We start from the raw sequence: 20,741 nt of genomic DNA, 5'->3' as shown, positions 1-20,741 counted from the left end.
GTATAGGAAATAATGAAAAATAAATTTATAAATTTAAAAATTGGAGGAATTTTTATGCGTTATATTTTAATTACACTCTTAATCATTCTATTGTTCTCTTGCGGACAAACAAATGAAAAGAATAATGGTTCAAACAAAGTAGAGCCGGTATCTTTAGACAAACCCTCAAGTGATAAGTCTTTGCAAGATTCTCTTAAAGGTGAGGTTAGGGATACAACTTTTAAAGCAAAGCTTTCACCTGGCGAAAAAGATAATATTGTCAAAATCCATTCGACGTTTTTCCCGGAAACTAAGAAACAAAAATGGACTGAACTAAAATATACAGTAAGTATAGACGGAAAAGAAAAAGCAGAAAGGATTGTATCAATCGGCGATTTAAATTTAAAAGTAAAAACAATTGATATAGATAAAACCGATGATTACGAACATCTTTTGATATACTATGTATCAACAGACCCTGTTAATCCTGACCTTCCTTTTTACGGCGAATATTTATTCATATTCAACGATGCCCCCGAATTAGCAACAGTATTTTACGGGAATGAGCCGATTATATACGGAGACGGATTTATATACTACAATTATAATTTTGGGTTCGATAATATAAAAAGAAAATGCACAATCGAGAAAAACAAGTTTAAGGAGATACTTGAAAAAGAATATCCTTTGGGAAAAAAGGAAGGTGTTATAACTGAATCTTTGACGCTATACTCATCACCCGACGCAAACTCATCTATTGTGGGAAAAACGGTAACAGGTGAAAAGGTTTCTATCGTCGGATGTAATTTGAATGAATACTATCCAAATGACAACGACGAAAATGAACGTTCAGTTATCTGGTTCAAGATTAAAACGGAAAAAGGTAAAACCGGATGGACAGACAAAGCAAACGGACGGATAAAAGGAGGGGGAATTAACTGGGCAGGTTAAATTAAAAATTGTATTATTAAAAATATTGATTCTTTAGAATTAATTTTAATGTCACATTTTGAAATTAATGTTATAAACTGTGAATACAGATGTTTAAGGCAATTAACTTTGATTTAACGATGTAACTATTTGAATTTCAATCAATCCATCTTCTGATTGTAAATTCTTTATCTTTCCATTCACGTTTTCCGATTTCATTCACAGGTTTACAGTCATTCATTATTGATGCGAGACGTGATTTCAGGTCGGATGTATGAACTCCTGAATTTGGTGATGATTCAATAGCCGTACTTTCATCGAGAATTATTACAACGTGTCCTTTAACTACAATCAGGTCGAGCGGTTTAAGTAAAGGTAATATCTCTTCAAGTGTTTTATCTTCAATATCTACCGGATTTCCGAAAGATAGAAGTGAGGATGTATTGCGGGGCGTGTATCCTGCCGTTGCCTGATAAAGCAGTCCCGAGCAGTCAACTCCTTTAAGAATCCAGAGTGCTTCTGTGGCTTCATCTATTTCGTTTTTTGGCTGATAGTAATTCAGCATGGGATATATTCCGTACGCATAGTTGCCGCCCCACATATATGGATATCCAATTAATGATTTCATGAATTTTAAAACATCTTCTTTGACGGGTTTATCTATTTTCCTTGATTCCGGCTTTGTGTTGTAAGTCGTAACCATTCTGCTGTCAACGTAGAAATCTCCTTTGTACTCGTATTCATCCGTCGTTACTTTATAATATTTCAAATTTCTATCATCGAATTCTGCAACTTCAATTATTTCAAAGACCGTACCCGGAAATGCAATGAACTCCATTTCACCTATCAGCCCTCTGCTGTCGAGTTTTACCGATGAACCGTTATCACCTCCGAAAACAAGAAAGAAGTTATATGTATTCAGTACAGGTGTATAATCATTTGCCGTACAGTATTTCTGTGAGTAAACATTAGAAAAGAATAAGAGAAATATTATAGAAAGATGAAGTTTTTTCATACAATTATATTTTTAATATGATTAAATTAAAACCAATATAAATATACCTCGATATATTGAAAATGAAAAAACTCTTCGCTGTTTTTATGTTATTGCTGACTATGGATGTATATTCACAGGTGGTAATTAATGAATTAATGTATGCGCCCGTTTCTCCTGCTGAGGAATGGTTTGAAATTTATAACAGTTCTTCAGCACCCGTAAACCTGCAAAACTGGAAATGGAAAGATGCAGCTGTAACCAACCCTCTCAGAACCATTACAAATTCTAACATTATTTTAAACGGAAATTCTTATGCTGTAATATGCGAGGATTCTGCAAACTTTAGATTGAACTATCCAAATGTTTCTGCTTTGCTGATTCAGTCAATCGGTTGGAATGCGCTCAATAATACAGGAAGCGAATGTCTTGTTTTAAAGAATGGCACAGGTGCAAACGTTGACAGTCTGTTTTATACAAACAGCTGGGGAGGGAGTGGAGGTTTTTCACTCGAAAGAATAAATCCTAACGCACCTACTATTCAGCAAAGCAACTGGGGAAGTTCTATAGACCCTCAGAAAGCGACACCCGGCAAACAAAATTCGATTACACTAAAGCAGAATGATTTAATGCTTAAGAGTTTTGCTATTTCTCCCGTTTTCCCGAATACTGGTGACACTCTAAAACTGGATTTCGTGTTTAAGAATTCTGGTATTAATCAGGCAAATAATTTTTCACTTAATATATATAAGGATTTGAATTTCGACAGTATAGCCTTGCCGAATGAAATTATTCATCAACAAAGTTATACCTCAGTACTGAATCAGGGTGATACGATTAATTACAGGTATTCTATTCCGAACATTGACAGCGGAAAGAAACAATACATCGGTGTCGTTTCATGGACACCCGATGATGATACCTTAAATAATAAGCTGGTAAGGAGTGTAACTGTAGGAGGGCAGACAGTACTTACTGGTATTCTTATAAATGAAATAATGTACAGTCCTCAAAGTCCAGAGCCGGAATGGATAGAGTTGTATAATAATTCCAACGCACCTATTAATATTAAGAACTGGAAAATTGCGGATGAGACTTCGATTGCTTCGCCTGTTACAATCACAACTTCCGACAGGGTAATCAATGCGAGCGACTATTTAGTAATTGCGAAAAGCAATGCCCTTGTGCCTTTGCATCCGCTAATTGATTCAAGCAAGGTTTTGTATCTTTCGGGTTTACCGGTGTTCAATAATGATGTTGACAGGGTTGTAATTCTGAATAATGCTTCGGGTATTATAGATGAGGTTACATACCGTTCATCTTGGGGAGGCAGTAGCAGAAATTCGCTCGAAAGGATTTCTTTCAACAAACCCTCACAGGATTCAACAAACTGGATGACATCGCTGGATTGTGAATTCTCGTCGCCGACGAGAATGAATTCTTTTACAGGCCTAATCTCAGGAAATAAAAACGATTTATTAATAAATGAAATAATGTTTGACCCGCTTACTACAAGTTGCGAATGGATTGAGTTGTATAATAACTCCGGCAAATATTTAAGTCTTAACGGATGGAAAGCAATCGTTGGCACAAAGAGTATTAATATTTTTTCCGATTGTAAATTCTATCTTCAGCCGAATTCGTATCTTGTTATTGCCGCTGATTCAACCTTGTATAACCGGTTTGGTTTCCTCAATAGCACCACTGATAGTTCAAGAAGAGTTTTACTCAATTCAGATTTAACACTTGTTAATACAGGTGCAGTCATAAAAGTGACAGATGTTCTAAATAACATTATTGATTCATTAATTTACTCGGACAAATGGCACAATAATAATTTATCCGATACAAAGGGGTATTCACTTGAAAGAATAAATACATCTTTGCCCTCGACGCTCTCTTCAATCTGGAGCAGCTCTGCCGACCCTCTCGGTGGTACTCCGGGAAAAAAGAACAGCATTTACACTTCGAACAATAAAGAGACATCCTTGAGCATAAGTCCTAATCCGTTCTCGCCCGATGGTGACGGATGGGAAGATTTTACCATAATTAAATACAAACTGAAAACAAACACTGCTCAGGTTCGTGTGAAAATATTCGATGTGAAAGGAAGAATAATAAAAACACTTCTCAATAATCAGATTAGCGGTAGTGAATCACAGATTGTTTTCGACGGTAAAGATGAAAGCGGTGAAAAGCTGAGAGTCGGCATATACGTTGCTTTTCTTGAAGCTGTTGATGATAACGGAGGTACAATCGAACAAATAAAAGCAACTTTTGTAGTTGCTGCAAAGTTATAATGTCATGATGCAAAATAAGAAAATACTATACTTAATCGTCGCTCTTACGGCATTCTTTGTCTATTACAATTCGCTATTTAACGATTTTGTTTTCGACGATGAAAGCGTTGTCCAGAATAATCAGTCTATTACTGTATTATCAAACATCCCGAAGTTCTTCACGGCAGAAGAAGGTTTCCATAAGGTTATAGGCAGGTATTACCGTCCTGTTGTGTCTTCGCTGTATGCGGTTGATTATGCTTTGTGGGGTATGGAACCGTTTGGATTTCATCTTACGAATGTAATTATTCATACAATTACTGCATTGTTATTGTTAATGATACTTATGAAACTGTTTGGCGAATTTAAGTACGGAATGATGTCATCTTTGTTAGGTGCTCTGATTTTTGCCGTTCATCCGATTCATACTGAAGCTGTAAGCTGGATAAGCGGAAGGACAGATTCACTAACGACAATGTTCTTCTTTTTGTCCTTTCTGTTTTATATAAAATATACAGAAGAAGGATATTCAAAATCGTTGCTTGCTGTTTCTTTGATTGCATATTTTCTTGGTCTCCTTTCAAAAGAAATGATTGTTACAACTCCTGTTCTGTTGTTTGTGTATGATTATTTCTTCAGAAAAAGAAAGTTGGATTGGTTTAAAGAAAATATCTTGCAATATGCATTATTTATCTCAGTAACAATAATTTTCGTCTTGATAAGATACCTTGTCCTGAAGGATGTTGTTGACAGAACTACTTACATGTATTTTTACGGTGAGGAGACTTCAACTGCAATTTATACGATGCTGAAGACAGTTCCGGTTTATTTCAGACTGCTGATTGTTCCCGTGAATCTACTTTATCATTATAACGGAGTCCTTCCGGATTCTTATTCTATCGCCGATATTAAGGTGATCCTTTCAATTCTGTTTATTATCGCAATGCTCGTTATTTCTTTTAACCTGCAGAAGAAATACGGTGAAGTCTCATTCACAATTTTATTCTTCCTTATTTCATTACTTCCGGTCATGAATATCATTCCGACAATGAACTACATGGCTGAAAGATTTTTATATCTTTCTTCTTTTGCTCTGTCAATTATCATATCATTCGTCATTGTCAGATTCGCTAACGATAAGAATAAAAATATTTTTGCTGTACTTTTCATACTGATTATTGTTGTATTTGCATACCTTACTGTAAGCAGAAATGCCGAATGGAAAAATAACGAAACTCTGTATATGACAGCCGACGGAAAAAATGGAAACGTACTGCTTGTAAATGCCGGTAATATGTATGCTAATAAGAAGGACTACGCTGAAGCAGAGAAACGTTACAGACGTGCCATTGAAATTCGCGATAACTCTGTTCTTGCGCATCATAATCTTGGACTGATATTTCTTATTAAAGGCGATATTGATTCCGCCGAAATAAAATTTAAAAAGGGGATTGCGATTGATAGTCTCGCACCTGACGGGTATTTCCAGTTAAGTAATATATATCAGCAGAAGGGGAATATTCCCGAAGCAATAAGAATGCTTGAAAAACTTCAGACTATTGTTCCTAATTACAGGGATTCAAAAAATATTCTTGATATTCTTAAATCTAATCCGGAAAATACTCAGGAGGAGATTCAAAATAATATCCCGAACAGCGTTCAAAATAATCAGCTGGCAATTTATGAGAAACGATCTTTTCAGTACTATCAGGAAGGAAAGTTCGATGATGCCATCAAAGACTTAAATGAAGCAGTGAAACTTAATCCGGCTTCTGCTTCTGGATACCTGAATAATATTGCTATGTGTTATTTAGGAATGAAGAATAATAATAAGGCAAAGGAATATTTTAACCTTGCAATCGAAAAGGATAATAAAAATATAAACGCTTATAACGGACTTGCTGACCTTTATCTGAAGGAAAGCAATGTTCCTAAAGCAAAAGAAGTTTATACAAAGATTCTCAATATAAATCCGCAGGACTTGAATGCGAAGAATAAACTTGATTCTTTAAACGAGAAATAAATGCTTAAGACTGGTAATACTAAAGACATTACAATTTTAAAAGATAATAAATATTATCTTAATTATGCGGTTCTTCTGTCAGTAATCCTTGGTCTGGTTTCACAGTTCTTATCTTACTACTTTGATTTTAATTTCGCCTACCGCGATTCAATATACAGACTCGAAGCTGCACGAAGGTTCTTTGATGCTTACAATCCGGGAATAATAAATCAGATAGGTACTGTTTGGCTTCCTTTCCCAAACTTATTACTAATGCCTTTTGCTTATGTAGATTACCTATGGCAGACAGGTCTCGCAGCATCAATCATGAATTTCCATTTGTTTGCAGTAAGTGCTGTAGTTATATTTTTATCTGTTAAAAAGTTAACGAACAACGTGATTGCTACTTGGTTTGGTTTTTTTGTATATGTACTGAATTATAATATTTTGTACTTCCAGACTACTTCCATGACTGAGCAGATTTACCTAACTCTTACAATTTGCAGTTTTTATTATCTGCTTATTTGGGCTTATGATAAGAAGCGAATCCATTTACTTATCTCTTCATTGTTTATATCTCTCGCTGTCGGGTCAAGATACGATGCATGGCCTGTTGCAGTAGCTTCGATTTTAGTTGTGTATGTAATTTCATTAATTGATAAGGATAAAGCAATAAGGAATTCATTTATTTATGGATTTGTTCCTGTATTGTTAATAATCGTTTGGTTCTGGTATAACTGGCAATTCTATGGCGATGCGCTTGAGTTCTCAAGAGGAAGGTTTTCTACTCTGTATCAACTTCAGTATTACGAAGCAGCGGGAAGACTTCTCACTAAAAATAATTTTCTGCTTTCCGCAAAAGTTTATATCAGTTCCGTGTTGTTATATTCGGGAAATCTTTACGCAGTACTTGCAATAATAGCTTTGTTTGTCTATGCTTTTAAAAATAAGTTCAATTCAAAATCTCTTCCCGTCTATGTTCTCTGGGTTGCTTTACCGGTTAGTCTAATATTAATGTATAAAGGTCAGGTAATAATTGAACTCCCGAACTCTGTGCCTCCCGGCTATTTCAACAGCAGATACGGTTTGTACATGTTTCCCGCTATTGCAATTTTCTCAGGTATTTTTGCTCTTTACGTTCAAAAATACATCGGGAAGAAACTCCTTTTGTACTTTCTCGCTTTTGGTCTTCTTGTACAGCAGCTTACGTTTCTCTACAATTTCCCGTACAGCATCCCTTCACTTGCTGAAGCTAAATATTCTTACAGCAAAGCAAGCGAAGACCTTTCTTTATTTCTTAAAGAAAACTATAAAGGAGGTAATATCCTCTACGACAATGTTGTGTTTGCAATTCACCCGTGGAGTGGTATAAACCTTAAAGATAGAATAACTTTTCATACTTATGAAATAGGTGAAAAAGCAATGAATGAACCAAGTAAATATGTTAATTGGATTTTATTCTACATCGATTCTCCTAATGATCATATTCATGATGCTGTAAAAAACAATCCTGATTTTCTTAATAATTTCGTGCTCAAATTCTCCACTTCAGGAATTGAAGTTTATTCAAAAAAGTAATCAAATTCTATTTCCTCACTTGACTTTTCTCTGTTTTATAACTATATTATTTACATGTAAAATAAAGTAGTTCCTTTATGTATATTCTACTTTAATTACACCTATTAACCACTAATTTACTGTAAAAACAGTAAAACACACCAAAATACAATAATAGAGCGATAATTCCACGATAATAGTACGTTTACAATACGGAGTAAAGCCGTGTTAACTCCGTACTAAAGCCTAAGTTCTGCCGTACATCTATCCTTCCTGAGCCAACCGTGTTTCCAAACCTTATTAAAATACTTCCGAGCAATAATCTATTTTTGAATTGTTTATCTATTTTTCTTTCTATATTTTTGATTTCTCGGGGTGTAGATCAGTTGGCTAGATCGCTTGAATGGGGTTCAAGAGGCCGGCAGTTCGAGTCTGCCCATCCCGACAAAACATTCATGTCTAATTGTCTTGATGGAATCGGAAAGATTCGTTTTCGAGTTTTTCTGTCCTTTTATAGAATCTGAACATTCTCAAATTACTTTCAAATATTATTGATTATTTAGAAATAATAGTTTATTATTGTAGCTAATTTAAATAATTTTTATTAACTAAAGTGTTACGTTAAATGATTCTTAAAAAACTTTTCTTACTTTCCTGTTTGTTTATTATTTTCGGTTTATATTTTACCGATTTTTCTTATTCTCAGAAAGTAATTGATCCTAATAAGGACTATCCTGTCTATATTAGACCTGAGCTTCCTCCAAGTATGTACATGCCTGGAGCAGTTATCACAGTAGATGACTACGACAATTGGCACATTGGCACTGATTTTGCCGAAGTAGGTATGGCTGGGAATCCAATTGTCCCAACTAACTTTGCTGCTGCGTGGAATAATCTTGGTTCGACTATCGGCGCGTATTCATATTATACTCTAAACGGTATTGATTGGCTACCTTCTACTCAACCCACTTGGGGAGCTGTGGTACGTGGAGATCCTGTCATGGCATTTGATGGTCTGGGAAATTTGTATTTCGACAATATGTATGGCTCTATTTCAGGTACCAAAGTTGCTAAATCTACAAATGGTGGTGTGAATTATTCATCGGTAGTTACAGGAGGTACGGGTAACGATAAAAACTGGATTGCTGCAGTGCAAACAGGCGGTCCTTATGCGAACTACATTTATCAGGTTATGACTCCTGGCAATATAAAAAGAAGTACTGACCTTGGTGCTACTTTTACTCAGGTAGGTTCTTTCTCAAATACTTTACCTGGTATGATGGTATGCGTCGGACCAAACGGCTCGACAAACGGAGGTGCTGCTTATGTAGTAACTCACACAGGCTCATCAACTGCTGGTACATATAATTTCTATTGCTCAACCAATGGTGGTACAACTTGGGTTTTGAAAAGTACTCAAAATTTTGCAGGTTACGTCGGTACTTATGTAAACTCACGACACTCTGTTCAGAATATGAGAACCAGACCTTATCCTTTCATCATTGCTGATAATAGTAATGGTCCAAACAGAGGAAGACTTTATCTTGTTTACACTAAGAATAACCCTAATTCAAGCGGCCAAAAACCAAATATATATTTAAGATATTCTGACAATCAAGGAACTACATGGACTGACTCTGTAAGAGTAAACGATGATGCTAATACGCAAAATAATCATCAATGGTTCCCTGCACCTTGGTGTGACATTAATACTGGTCATCTTTATATTAAATGGCTTGATACCCGCGATTGCCCGACAAGCGACAGCTGTATGGTTTATGGTACTGTATCTACTGATGGAGGAGTAACCTTCGCACCTAATCAGAAAATCTCAAACAAAAAATTCAGAATTAACTGCACTTCTTGCAACGGAGGTACACCAGCTTATTTGGGTGACTATGACTATCTAGCATCAAACGGGAAAGTATCTATGGTTGCATGGACTGATTTCCGCAATAATACTTTTGGTAATTACGTTGGTTACTTCCCCGACTTTGCTATGAGAATGAACCCAACTGAAGGCACTATTAGTAATCCAAACGGTTTTGCTGATTTTAAAATGGTGGTTCCTTCAGTAAAACTATATACCGATACTGTCATAGTTTCAGGAGAAGTTACACCCACTCCTGCTATCGGTAACTTTGTTATCACGACTCCAAATGGAGACAAACTTACATCTTATCCAGATTCATTAACAGTAAGGGTTACAGTAAATAACGTAACTCCCGGGGCATACGTTCTTAATGTTACTGCTAAAGGTCCGAACGGTACTCCGGTTCACAAAAGAGCAGTTTCAATTACTGTTAGTGGTCCGACTTCAATTACAACTAATGAAGTTCCGTTAACTTTCAAACTTGAACAGAACTATCCGAATCCGTTCAATCCTGTTACAAGGATTAACTATTCAATTGCAAAAGCCTCAGATGTAAAGATAACAGTATTCAATACTCTTGGAAAACAGGTTGCTTCTTTCGTAAACGAAAAACAAGATCCTGGAAATCATTTCGTAATTTTTAATGCTAACTCACTATCCACAGGCGTATATTATTACAAGATTGAAGCAGGTAGCTTTACTGATGTGAAGAAAATGATATTAATGAAATAAGGATGTAATATTCGATAATCAAAAGGGGATATCATTTGATATCCCTTTTTTATTAACCTTTCAGAAATTCTCTTTGCCTATCTGTCAAAATATCTTCAGCAGTCTCGATATTAACTGCAATTTTTTCTACTAACGGTTTACATAAATACAAAGCATCATTATCTTCAGAACTCAAAAACTTAATGCCTTCTTCTTTACTTAGAATAACAGGCATTCTGTTGTGAATTTTCGCAATCGTTGTATTGGGCTGTGAAGTAATAAGCGATGCAAAGATACCATTATTTATTTCTGTATATATACCAGCCATAAAGAAAAGCGGCATTGTCTCAAACCATATTCGCTGCGGAATCTTTATAACTTTGTTTTTTACACCGAAAGTCTTCCACTCGTAAAAAGCCGTCGCAGGAATAATACACCTGTTATGTGTAAACAACTTTTTCCAATAAGGCTTCTCAGCTATAGTCTCTATCCTGGAATTAAATATTAGAGGTGTCTTATCTCCCGGAAACTTTATACCCCATGTAAAGCATTTCAGTTCGAACTGCTCTTTGCTTTTCTGAATTATGAGTATATCATCGCTTGGAGCAATATTTATCTGTTTTAAATTCTTCGGTGCAAGATTCAACATCACAAAGTCTTTTTCAAACTTCTTAAATATTGATTCTCCCGTTTCTTTATTCTCAAATCTCGAACACATGTATAAATATAATATTTTATTATTAGTATTACAATTTCCTTCTATTAATTAAATAAATAATTTACTATTCCAAGATGTTATATTTTGCAGCAACTCAAAATCTGTTATAAAATTAGTATTACTTTATAATGTAAAATATTTTACATTGTTAAAAACAATTAAGAGAATAACATGAAATTAAATATCACATTATTCAGCTCGAAATTTCCCGCATTGGTTTTATTGCTTTTATTCTTCATAGATTTACAATTAATCGCTCAAACTGAAAATTTGACAGACCGTTTCTACATTGGTACGATGAATTTTTTCAAAATGGAAGCAGCACGATCACCGGAAAATCTCAAACGGTATAAGTCACTTTCGTATAATTTAATGCAAAATTACTGTGGGCATTTCGACTCCTTGCCTTCTGATTGGAAAAATTCAATTCAACGGGATGGAGGATTTTTCGAAGATACTGCTTCATACGGAGATTATATGCGCAATGTCATACTTCAGTGGTATTCAGTTTCGGGCTTGAATTCCCTTATACTTGAAAGAGAAAAAATCCTTAGACCCGCTTACGGACAGCGTTCATCTTATCAGGCGGAGGATGCGGGGTCTTGGAATGATAAACTTCCCGCTTACGGGTTTATGTATTCTGATTTTGATGACTCGCACGATATTACTGAAAACTGGATGGGAGAAAATGTCAGGGTCAAGTATTGTAAAGCCGGAAAGGATAAACCGGGATATATGGTCAAAGGATTAGTCGATAACTGCGAGCAAATAAGCAGTCTGGATGTTTCTTCTGAAAATTCAAACGGTTTATCAAGATTATTATCCGATATTAAACAGCCGTCTTACAAAAACAGGTGGTACATAAAACCGCGTATGAGGATTGATGCAAAGTTTGCACTCGAAAATCCTGATGTACCTGTTGCGATGATTTATGTCCTGAATTTCAAGGGTGTTTGCATTGATTCAATCATGATCACTTGCAATAATTTTCTTGAAATCAAAGAAGACGGTAAAAAAACATATGATGGATCGTATATCGAATTATACAGGAATATATCTCCTGAAAGAATGTCTGTTTCTGCCGCTTTATTATCAGATGGAGCTGGAAACCCCTCGGATAGCAAAGTTGATTATATGGTAAAATGGCTTGGTAAAGCGGACCTGTGGCTTGATTACGTAAGGCTTGATGATTCCTGGGCTCATTTTCTTTTTACGGATTCTTTTGAAACTGAAATGAACAATTCTTTAAATCCATGGAAGTTTCATCATAAAATAAAAGAAGAAGTCGAATCTTTTTTGAATATTCCTGGGCTTGGTTATTTTTGGATTGATGAGACTGCATTCAATAACATCCCTTGTATTGCTGAAGTTAAAAAACTTGTTGAAAAATACAGTAATGGAAAGTATTCTGTTACGTTCATAGCAGACCCTGTTGCTTTTGTCGGCAATGGTTTGCTAAGAAATAGGGGGACCGATTGGTCAATTCACTGGAAGACTGCTTACGATACTTTGTTTGCCTCAAATGCAATTTCGAATCTCATTATCTGTCAGTTCTTCCCTCAATTATACTGGATTCTCTATCCGCACACGCTAAAATATGACCAAGCATCTCCGGTTGAAAAATACATTGTTAAAAGCAGTTATGAAAAATATTATGGTGATAAAGAAGAAATAAATTGGGATGGATATATTACTTATTTGAACCGTACAATAAAGTTGATGCGCTTTGTTTCTTCAAGTGCACGAATAGAAAATCTTACTTTTGGGGCAATTACTCAGCTTAACAGCGATGAGGCGGTTATTCGAAAGCCTGGCGTGGATTGGGGACTGCGGGAACCTACAAATGAAGAAATCAGTGTTACAAATTTTCTTGCCATGTGTTACGGTGCAAAGATTATTCTGCAGTTTTCTTACAATACTTTCGATCAGAGAAACGGATTGTTTAACAGGGGGCTCACAAATCCGGACTATTCAGGAGTAAGAGAGCTAAATTATTACGGACAGCATAAATGGCAGTTTATGGAAAAACTGAACAAGCATATGACTGAAATTGGAAGCATAATGTATCCGGAAGGAAAAAGCAAAGAACATCTTGTATATGATGGAACTGCAACCGTTGATTCAAAATCGGGATTAGGGCTTCCTTTTAAATATATCTCCGATATCCAGAGCATAATGCGTGATGCTTCAGGTGAATTTTCTGAAAATCCACAATGTTCGAATTGCGATCCATTAGACAAAAGGTTTTGGGAAATAGGCTTCTTTAGTGAAAATTCTGAATCCGCAAAACCCGGTGCTAAATCTTATTATTTTCTTGCTTTGAATAAAAGAACATATCCTGAAATAAATAATACGGGTGATAAGCGCTTAATGAAGATAAAATTTAATATGGCTGAACTGCAGTCATCGGCAAAATGGGAGCTCCGCAACGCCGTCACCGGTGAGGTTTATGCCTCATTAAGCAATAACTCAGGATTTGTATCTGTTGGAGTTTACAATCCGGGTGAGGCAAAATTGCTTAAACTCGTTCCGTCTAATTAATTCGGTATTCCGAATTATTTAATTAATTTCTTAAATATCTAATTCGTTTTCTGTTTTCGAGAAAACTCTTTCAATAGAATAGAGTTTTTAAATTCCGTATATTTGCATTTTTCGTGCTTTATGGGAAAATAACCGTGAAGTTTATTTACATCAATTAGAATGAAACTATCAAAACTGTTTTTACCGACTCAGAAAGAGGATCCTGCAGACGCAGTTGTTGCCTCGCATAAGCTATCAATACGTGCAGGGCTTTTCAGATTACTTACTTCAGGTGTGTATTCCGTATTACCGCTCGGACTTATTGTTAAAAATAAAGTTGAAAAGATAATCCGTGAAGAGATGAATGCAATCGGAGGAAATGAATTCCTTCTACCGGCTCTTTCTCCAAATGAGCTGTGGAATGAAACCGGACGTCTTGACGATTTTGGCGATATTATTTTCAGGATAAAAAATCGTGAGCTTGTGCTTGCTCCTACTCATGAAGAAGTTTTCACCTCGATTTGCAGGAATTACATAACGTCTTATAAGCAACTTCCGCAAATGTGGTATCAGATTCAAACAAAGTTCAGGAATGAATCCAGGCCAAAATCGGGTGTGCTGCGCGGCAGGCAGTTTACGATGAAAGATGCGTACTCTTTTGATTCTTCATGGGAAGGGCTTGACGATTCTTATAATCTTCAGGATAAAGCATACAGAAATATTTTCTCGAGATGCGGACTTAAGTTCTTTGCTGTCTCAGCATCCAGCGGTGCGATGGGTGGTACTAAGTCTGAAGAGTTTATGGTAGAATCTGAAGCAGGTGAAGATATTGTTGTTATCAGTGAAGACGGCAAATACTCTTCAAATCTTGAAGTAGCGGTTTCTTTTTCCGAAATCGTTGAAAGAAAAAATACAAATCTTCCCTATGAAGAGTTTCACACTCCAAATATAAAGTCAATCGAAGAGCTTGCCGGATTCTTAAACATTACGGATAAATCTCGCCTGGCAAAGTCTCGTGTATTTGTAATTCCCGGAAAATCAGAAACAGAGAAAGACAAGTATCTGCTGGCGCTTGTTTGCGGTCACGATGAAGTAAATGAAACAAAACTTCAATTCCTTTACGGAGCAAATTTAAGACCGGGACATCCTGAGGAATTAATGCAAATCACAGGCGCTGATGCCGGCTCAATTGGTCCCATAGGTTTAAAAGGTAAAATTGAAATTGTCGCAGACTTAAGGCTTCAGGATGCGGATGAACTCGTTAGCGGTGCAAACAGAAATGATTACCATATTAAAAACATTGATCTGAAAAGGGATGTCGAAGGCATAAAATATTTTGATATCAGAACAGTCAAAGAAGGCGAGCTTACTCTTGATAAAACAAGCCGGCTGCGCGTTACTAAAGCTATTGAAGTCGGGCATATATTTAAGCTCGGTACAAAGTATTCAGAATCGCTGGGTGCTAAGTTTTTAGATAAGGACGGCAAGAAAAATCCAATCATTATGGGAAGTTACGGCATTGGTGTTGAAAGAATTATTGCTTCTCATATTGAACAAAACCATGATGAAAACGGAATTATTTGGAACGGCGAGATTGCTCCGTTTAAAGTAATGCTGATTAATATTACTACACAAAGCAAAGAAATTACTGACTACTGCGAAACCCTTTATAATGAACTAACTGAAATGGGAATCGAAGTTCTTTATGATGATAGGGACGATCTGAGGCCTGGATTTAAATTTAAAGATGCTGACTTGATTGGTATTCCTTTTCATATTATCATTGGTGAAAAGAATTATAAAAACGGAAATATAGAATTCAAAGTAAGAAAAACCGGTGAAAGAAGTATCATTGCGAAAGAGAACTTAATGACAAAACTCAATGCCCTTTTAAATGCTTGATAAAGTACTTTCAGCTAAATATATACTTGCATCTAAATCTCCTCGACGAAAACATCTTTTAAAGCAGTTGGGTTTTCATTTTCAGGTTGTTGAATCGAATGCTAAGGAAGTCTCAGGTAAGATACCTCATATCTCCGTTAGAACAAACGCACAGAGGAAATCACGGACTGTTGCGCAAAATCACAAAGATAGAATAATCATAAGTGCAGACACTATAGTATATCTCAAAAGAAGAATTCTAAACAAACCACGTAATCTTAAAGAGGCTGCAAATTACCTGAAAATCCTCAGCGGTAAAAAACATGTAGTATATACTGGTGTTAATGTTGTAAATAACATAACAGGTAAAGAAAAGTACGGTCACGAAAAGACGACTGTTGAATTCAGAAAGCTTACCGATGATGAAATAAATTACTATGTTAATAAGTTCAAACCACTTGACAAGGCAGGTGCTTATGGTATTCAAGACGATTTCGGATGCCTGTTTATAGCAAAAATAACTGGAGATTATTACAACGTGGTAGGACTTCCTCTTGTTAAACTCTATAAACTAATTCAGGCAACTTTTTAAATGTTTAAAAAGTACAAGAAGAAAATATTATTATCTGTTTCACTCGGTGCGGTTATTTTCCTCGCCTTCAGTATATATGCAGACTTCGGAAACCTCATGATAGCTTTCTCAAAATTTTCATGGATTTGGTTTCCAGTAGTCCTTGCGCTTTCATTCGGGAATTATCTTGTTAGATTTGCAAAATGGCAATATTATCTTCATGTTCTGAAAATAAAGCTTAAACCATCAAAATCGTTCCTAATTTTCATGGGTTCATTCATCATGAGTGTCACTCCGGGGAAGATGGGCGAAGTTCTAAAATCCTTTTTGCTTAAAGAGGAAACCGGTACACCTGTTAGCGTATCAGCACCAATAATCCTCGCTGAAAGAATAACCGATTTTCTGTCAATAGTAATTTTATGTTCAATTGGTGCCGTTGTATTTGGTTATGGGATTGAAATAGTTCTTGCAACAGGAATAGGATTTGTTCTTCTTACACTTATTTTAAGTTCTAAAAAATTATCTCATAAGATTATAAACTTTTTCAAAAGAATTAAGTTTACAGCAAAGCATACAGATAAGATTTATTCAGCTTACGATAGTATGTATGAACTGGTAAAAATAAAACCTCTTATATTAATGGTAATTGCTAGTACCGCAGCATGGTTTCTGGAATGTCTCGGTTTTTATGTTGTGCTTCACGTATTTTCTGAAGTCTCAAATATTGAAGTTAGCTTACTATCTGCTACCTTTATTTATGGTTTCTCAACACTAGTAGGTGCTATTGCAATGCTTCCGGGTGGATTAGGTGCTACAGAAGCCTCCTTAACTGGACTACTTCTGCTTCTGAAAATACCAAAAGATATCTCGGTAGCTTCCACTATTATTATCAGGGTTGCTACGTTATGGTTTGCCGTGATACTAGGTGTATTTGCTGTGCAGATTCTTAATAGGAAAGACCATATAGATTTTAGGAAACTTGAAAAGTAAAGTAATAATTTCTTTACTTAAAAGCTCATTTTTATTAAAATATATGATTTTAAACATTATTATATATAATTTTGAGTGTTGTTTCTCTTAAATTTCTGATCAACTCTTGCAATTAAATCACTTGAAGTAAAAAGTTAGAAAAACTATATTTAATATTGTAAAAATTAATGTTTTGGATAGAAAAATAAGAGTTTTAATAGGTAAAGTAGGTCTAGACGGACATGATAGGGGTGCAAAAGTAATCGCAGCGGCTTTTCGTGATGCTGGTTTTGAAGTTATATATGCAGGACTGAGACAGACGCCTGAGTCTATGGTTGAAGCTGCACTACAGGAAGATGTTGATGCAATCGGTGTCAGTATTTTAAGCGGTGCGCATATGACTATTTTCCCCAGAATCAAGAAACTGATGGATGAAAAGATGCTAAATGATATTTTACTTTTCGGAGGTGGGATTATTCCTCAGAAAGATATTGACGAGCTTAATAAAATTGGGATCGGAAAAATATTTACTCCAGGTGCTACAACTACTGAAACAGTAGAATACGTAATAAATTGGGTAAACAAAAATAGAAATATATAATCATAAATGGAACCTGTAAAATTTGGGACAGATGGCTGGAGAGCCATTATTGGAGACACTTACACATTTGAAAATGTAAGAAGAGTATCACTTGCTACTGCTAGAACTTTTAAGAACCACACAAACATTAAGAACGGAATTATAATTGGTTACGATACTAGATTTCTAGGAAAAGAATTTGCACATGCTGCTGCTGAAATTTTCGGCAGTGAAGGTATCAAAGTTATGATAACCGATACATTTGTTACTACTCCGACAGTATCATTGCTTTCAAGAGATTTTAATCTGGCTTTTGGCGTAATGATAACCGCTTCTCATAATCCTTTCAAGTATAATGGATTTAAACTAAAAGACTCATTCGGCGGTTCAATGAATCCAGATGAACTAATTAAAGTCGAAGCCGAACTCAAAAATATTAAAACCGTTAATAGATATAGCTCGTTTGATGAACTGCAGAAAAAAGGTGTTATAAAATATTTTAACGGCAGACAGTATTACATAGATAACCTTAACAAAAAAATTGATATAAATATAATAAACGCAGCAAATCTCAAAGTGCTTTACGAAGCAATGTATGGTGCTGGTCAGAATACTATTAATGAATTGATCAATGTTGACCAGTTGCATGCAGAGGTTAATCCATATTTCGAGGGAGGAGCCCCGGAGCCCGTGGAGAAAAATTTATCGCTTGCCTGTAAAACAACAAAAGAAGGCAATTATAATCTTTGTATTGTAACTGATGGTGATGCAGACAGGATTGCAATCATTGACGAAAATGGAGATTTCCTTGATGCACAAAAGACTTTTGCGCTTCTTCTAAAATATCTTCACCAAGTTAAAGGACTTAATGGGATAGTGGTTAGAGGTTTTTCAGCGTCTGAATTAATTAAAGAATATTGTGAAAAGTATAATCTTGTTCTTGAAACTGTTCCCGTTGGATTCAAACATATTTCTAAACGTATGATTGAATCTGATGTTCTAATTGGAGCTGAAGAAAGCGGTGGAATTGGTATCAAAGGGCACTTGCCAGAAAGAGACGGTCTATTTAATGGTCTCTTATATCTTGAAATGCTTGCACAAACAGGTAAAAGCATTTCAGAATTGAAAGCTGAACTTGATGAAGAGTTTGGTAAATATTTCTATAAAAGAATAGATGTTCATACAACAGAAGATCTGAAGAATAAAACACTTGAAGACTGTAAGAAGTTGAAGAAGGGTGACAAGATTGGCGGAAAAGAAATTATTTCTGTTGACCCTCTAGATGGTTACAAGTTTTTCTTTCGAAATGGCTGGATTACAATTCGTGCTTCAGGCACAGAACCCTTATTAAGATTCTATTGTGAGACAAAAGGTGATGATGAGACTCTCGATGTTTTAAACAAAACAATTAATAACTTTAATTTACATTAAGTTTGATGACAAATAAGTTTTTCTTAAGTTGTATCATGCTATTTATTGCGACATATTATGTTTTTTCGCAGAATACTACAACAAATCAATCTCCGACTACACAACAGCAACAACTTCAATTGCAGCAAATGGGTATGCCAGGCAATAAGGACCTGAGGATTAACTCTGATGCTTCGGATATATTAAGTTCATTGAATCAACAACAGTTTCAGAGTTCTCCACATATGACAGTTGTAGTTGATAAAGCAGTAGATCCCAATAAATACATTGTTGGACCTAATGATGTTTTCTCTCTGGGTATTTACGGATATCTTAATCAGCAGATTCCGATAAATGTAAACGTTGAAGGTTCAGTTTTAATTCCAACTGTAGGCGAGGTAAAAGTTGACGGGCTTACTTTGAATGAGGCGAAGAGCAGGGTTATAAAAGCCGTAAAGAAGCGTTATTATTCAAGTGACATAAGTTTCACTCTTGTCACGCCTAAGTCTTTTCTTGTTACAGTTTCAAGTATTGTTCAGAAGAAAATCGAAGTCAATTCCATGAACAGGGTCAGTGACCTTATTACTTATGTTTATTATGATACCGTGAATGTTCAAAGAGCACAATACGATTTCAGCAACAGGTCTGAATTCTTTTTCCCGAGCATATCCCTTCGTAATATCGAAATTATTCATAAAGACGGCAGCGTTGCCAATGTTGACCTTTACAGATATTTTTACACGAATGAAGATCAATATAATCCTTATTTGCAAGAGGGGGATTTTGTAAAAGTACCTCTTGGCTTTCTTTATAAGAATTATGTTACTATTAGTGGTGCTGTTCAACTTCCCGGAGTTTACGAGTATAATAAATCGGATGACCTTGAAGCTATTATAGGTTTGGGCAGAGGGTTCGATTTTAAAGCTAATACAGATAGTATTATTGTTTACAGGACGAATATTGAGACGAAAGAATTTGAAATATTTTATCTGGATTATGAAAAGGATAAAAAATTCAAGATCAGCGAATATGATAGGCTTTTTGTGAAGTACAAAACTGATTATATCCGAAACTTCAGCGTAACCGTACTCGGAGAAGTCAACGTCCCTGGAGTTTATCCTATCATTGAGAAAACGACAAGACTAAAAGATGTTATCGAAATCGCAGGCGGAATGAAAAAAACGGCATATCTGCCTTTATGCATATTGTTCAGGCGATATGACGCGGAATACAATGCAAAAGATACTCTTGAAGTAATGGTTAACATGAGGGCGAATGACCTGATTATTAATGAAAAGGATAAACTTAATTTTGAAAGGGATGTGCGTTCAAGAAGAAACAGGGTTATCGTTGATTTTGAAAAATTATACCTTGAGAATGATACGTCTCAAAACATTGTTCTTGAGGACAAAGATGTTGTATACATTAATGACAATAAGAATATTGTATATGTTTACGGACAAGTGGGAAGCGAAGGTTTCGTCCCTTACAAGGAGGGTGCAGATTATACTTACTATATTGAAAAGGCAGGAGGATATTCGCTTGCTGCGGATGAAAGCAATACAAGAATAATAAAATTCAACACGAGGGGATGGTATAAACCCAAAGACACCAAGGTTGGCTCAGGAGATTTTATTTATGTGCCGAAAGAAACACCCGCCGAATTCAGAGAGAGTTTAACTATCGTTGCAACAATGATCGGAGTGGTGGCAAGCGTTATTACAACTTATTTGCTGATAATGCAGCAGAACAAATAGTTTCTTTAAC

14 protein-coding genes and 1 tRNA gene are annotated in these 20,741 nt (G+C 35.6%); 13 read left to right on the top strand and 2 right to left on the bottom strand.

Annotated elements, in window-relative coordinates; genetic code table 11:
• Positions 1–12 precede the first annotated feature (12 nt).
• Positions 13–930, top strand: coding sequence for an SH3 domain-containing protein (locus WC644_10610; GenBank protein ID MFA5012389.1), 918 nt, complete (start codon positions 13–15; stop codon positions 928–930).
• Positions 931–1,066: 136 nt separating this feature from the next.
• Here WC644_10610 and WC644_10605 read toward each other — a convergent pair whose 3' ends face one another.
• The gene (locus WC644_10605) at positions 1,067–1,924 is read right to left on the bottom strand and encodes a peptidoglycan endopeptidase (protein ID MFA5012388.1); all 858 of its coding nucleotides are present in this window, start codon (positions 1,922–1,924) and stop codon (positions 1,067–1,069) included.
• 62 nt (positions 1,925–1,986) lie between these two features.
• Here WC644_10605 and WC644_10600 point away from each other — a divergent pair, with 62 nt between their 5' ends.
• From WC644_10600 to WC644_10580, 5 genes are all read left to right on the top strand, one after another.
• Positions 1,987–4,203, top strand: a complete 2,217-nt coding sequence (locus WC644_10600) for a lamin tail domain-containing protein (GenBank protein ID MFA5012387.1) — start codon at positions 1,987–1,989, stop codon at positions 4,201–4,203.
• Between the two features lie 4 nt (positions 4,204–4,207).
• Entirely contained in the window at positions 4,208–6,205 is a 1,998-nt protein-coding gene (locus WC644_10595; GenBank protein MFA5012386.1) for a tetratricopeptide repeat protein, read from the top strand.
• Complete coding sequence (locus WC644_10590; protein ID MFA5012385.1) at positions 6,206–7,762, top strand: hypothetical protein; 1,557 nt, start codon at positions 6,206–6,208, stop codon at positions 7,760–7,762.
• A gap of 350 nt (positions 7,763–8,112) precedes the next feature.
• Positions 8,113–8,186, top strand: a tRNA-Pro gene (locus WC644_10585).
• Positions 8,187–8,366: 180 nt separating this feature from the next.
• Complete coding sequence (locus WC644_10580; protein MFA5012384.1) at positions 8,367–10,346, top strand: T9SS type A sorting domain-containing protein; 1,980 nt, start codon at positions 8,367–8,369, stop codon at positions 10,344–10,346.
• Between the two features lie 52 nt (positions 10,347–10,398).
• Here the strand turns inward: WC644_10580 and WC644_10575 are convergent, their stop codons facing one another.
• Positions 10,399–11,043 carry an SOS response-associated peptidase family protein gene (locus WC644_10575; protein MFA5012383.1) on the bottom strand — a complete coding sequence of 215 codons (645 nt, stop codon included), beginning with the start codon at positions 11,041–11,043 and terminating at the stop codon, positions 10,399–10,401.
• A 171-nt stretch (positions 11,044–11,214) separates the two neighbouring features.
• Here WC644_10575 and WC644_10570 point away from each other — a divergent pair, with 171 nt between their 5' ends.
• The 7 genes from WC644_10570 to WC644_10540 all read left to right on the top strand — a co-directional run bounded on the left by WC644_10570 (position 11,215) and on the right by WC644_10540 (position 20,731).
• Positions 11,215–13,584, top strand: coding sequence for a hypothetical protein (locus tag WC644_10570; protein ID MFA5012382.1), 2,370 nt, complete (start codon positions 11,215–11,217; stop codon positions 13,582–13,584).
• 159 nt (positions 13,585–13,743) lie between these two features.
• Positions 13,744–15,465, top strand: a complete 1,722-nt coding sequence (locus WC644_10565; GenBank protein MFA5012381.1) for a proline--tRNA ligase — start codon at positions 13,744–13,746, stop codon at positions 15,463–15,465.
• The gene (locus tag WC644_10560; GenBank protein MFA5012380.1) at positions 15,458–16,036 is read left to right on the top strand and encodes a Maf family protein; all 579 of its coding nucleotides are present in this window, start codon (positions 15,458–15,460) and stop codon (positions 16,034–16,036) included. Before WC644_10565 ends, WC644_10560 begins: the two co-directional genes overlap by 8 nt.
• Positions 16,037–17,005 (top strand): lysylphosphatidylglycerol synthase transmembrane domain-containing protein, encoded by a 969-nt coding sequence (locus tag WC644_10555; protein ID MFA5012379.1) that lies wholly within the window; start codon positions 16,037–16,039, stop codon positions 17,003–17,005.
• 172 nt (positions 17,006–17,177) lie between these two features.
• Complete coding sequence (locus tag WC644_10550) at positions 17,178–17,585, top strand: cobalamin B12-binding domain-containing protein (GenBank protein MFA5012378.1); 408 nt, start codon at positions 17,178–17,180, stop codon at positions 17,583–17,585.
• Positions 17,586–17,591: 6 nt separating this feature from the next.
• A complete protein-coding gene (locus WC644_10545) occupies positions 17,592–18,995 on the top strand; it encodes a phosphoglucomutase/phosphomannomutase family protein (GenBank protein MFA5012377.1) in 1,404 nt (467 codons plus the stop codon).
• A 35-nt stretch (positions 18,996–19,030) separates the two neighbouring features.
• A complete protein-coding gene (locus WC644_10540) occupies positions 19,031–20,731 on the top strand; it encodes an SLBB domain-containing protein (GenBank protein MFA5012376.1) in 1,701 nt (566 codons plus the stop codon).
• Positions 20,732–20,741: the final 10 nt, after the last annotated feature.

This window comes from Ignavibacteria bacterium (assembly GCA_041649015.1).
Taxonomy (GTDB): Bacteria; Bacteroidota; Ignavibacteria; order Tepidaquicellales; family Tepidaquicellaceae; genus CAIKZJ01.
The sequence above is the reverse complement of the archived record's forward strand: the minus strand, read 5'-3'. Positions and strand labels throughout refer to the sequence as shown.

What these genes read in the sequence shown, in the direction of transcription:
- WC644_10610 (MFA5012389.1), top strand. Translation starts at nt 13, where the DNA reads ATGAAAAATAAATTTATAAATTTAAAAATTGGAGGAATTTTTATGCGT.
- WC644_10605 (MFA5012388.1), bottom strand. Translation starts at nt 1,924, where the DNA reads ATGAAAAAACTTCATCTTTCTATAATATTTCTCTTATTCTTTTCTAAT.
- WC644_10600 (MFA5012387.1), top strand. Translation starts at nt 1,987, where the DNA reads ATGAAAAAACTCTTCGCTGTTTTTATGTTATTGCTGACTATGGATGTA.
- WC644_10595 (MFA5012386.1), top strand. Translation starts at nt 4,208, where the DNA reads ATGATGCAAAATAAGAAAATACTATACTTAATCGTCGCTCTTACGGCA.
- WC644_10590 (MFA5012385.1), top strand. Translation starts at nt 6,206, where the DNA reads ATGCTTAAGACTGGTAATACTAAAGACATTACAATTTTAAAAGATAAT.
- WC644_10580 (MFA5012384.1), top strand. Translation starts at nt 8,367, where the DNA reads ATGATTCTTAAAAAACTTTTCTTACTTTCCTGTTTGTTTATTATTTTC.
- WC644_10575 (MFA5012383.1), bottom strand. Translation starts at nt 11,043, where the DNA reads ATGTGTTCGAGATTTGAGAATAAAGAAACGGGAGAATCAATATTTAAG.
- WC644_10570 (MFA5012382.1), top strand. Translation starts at nt 11,215, where the DNA reads ATGAAATTAAATATCACATTATTCAGCTCGAAATTTCCCGCATTGGTT.
- WC644_10565 (MFA5012381.1), top strand. Translation starts at nt 13,744, where the DNA reads ATGAAACTATCAAAACTGTTTTTACCGACTCAGAAAGAGGATCCTGCA.
- WC644_10560 (MFA5012380.1), top strand. Translation starts at nt 15,458, where the DNA reads ATGCTTGATAAAGTACTTTCAGCTAAATATATACTTGCATCTAAATCT.
- WC644_10555 (MFA5012379.1), top strand. Translation starts at nt 16,037, where the DNA reads ATGTTTAAAAAGTACAAGAAGAAAATATTATTATCTGTTTCACTCGGT.
- WC644_10545 (MFA5012377.1), top strand. Translation starts at nt 17,592, where the DNA reads ATGGAACCTGTAAAATTTGGGACAGATGGCTGGAGAGCCATTATTGGA.
- WC644_10540 (MFA5012376.1), top strand. Translation starts at nt 19,031, where the DNA reads ATGCTATTTATTGCGACATATTATGTTTTTTCGCAGAATACTACAACA.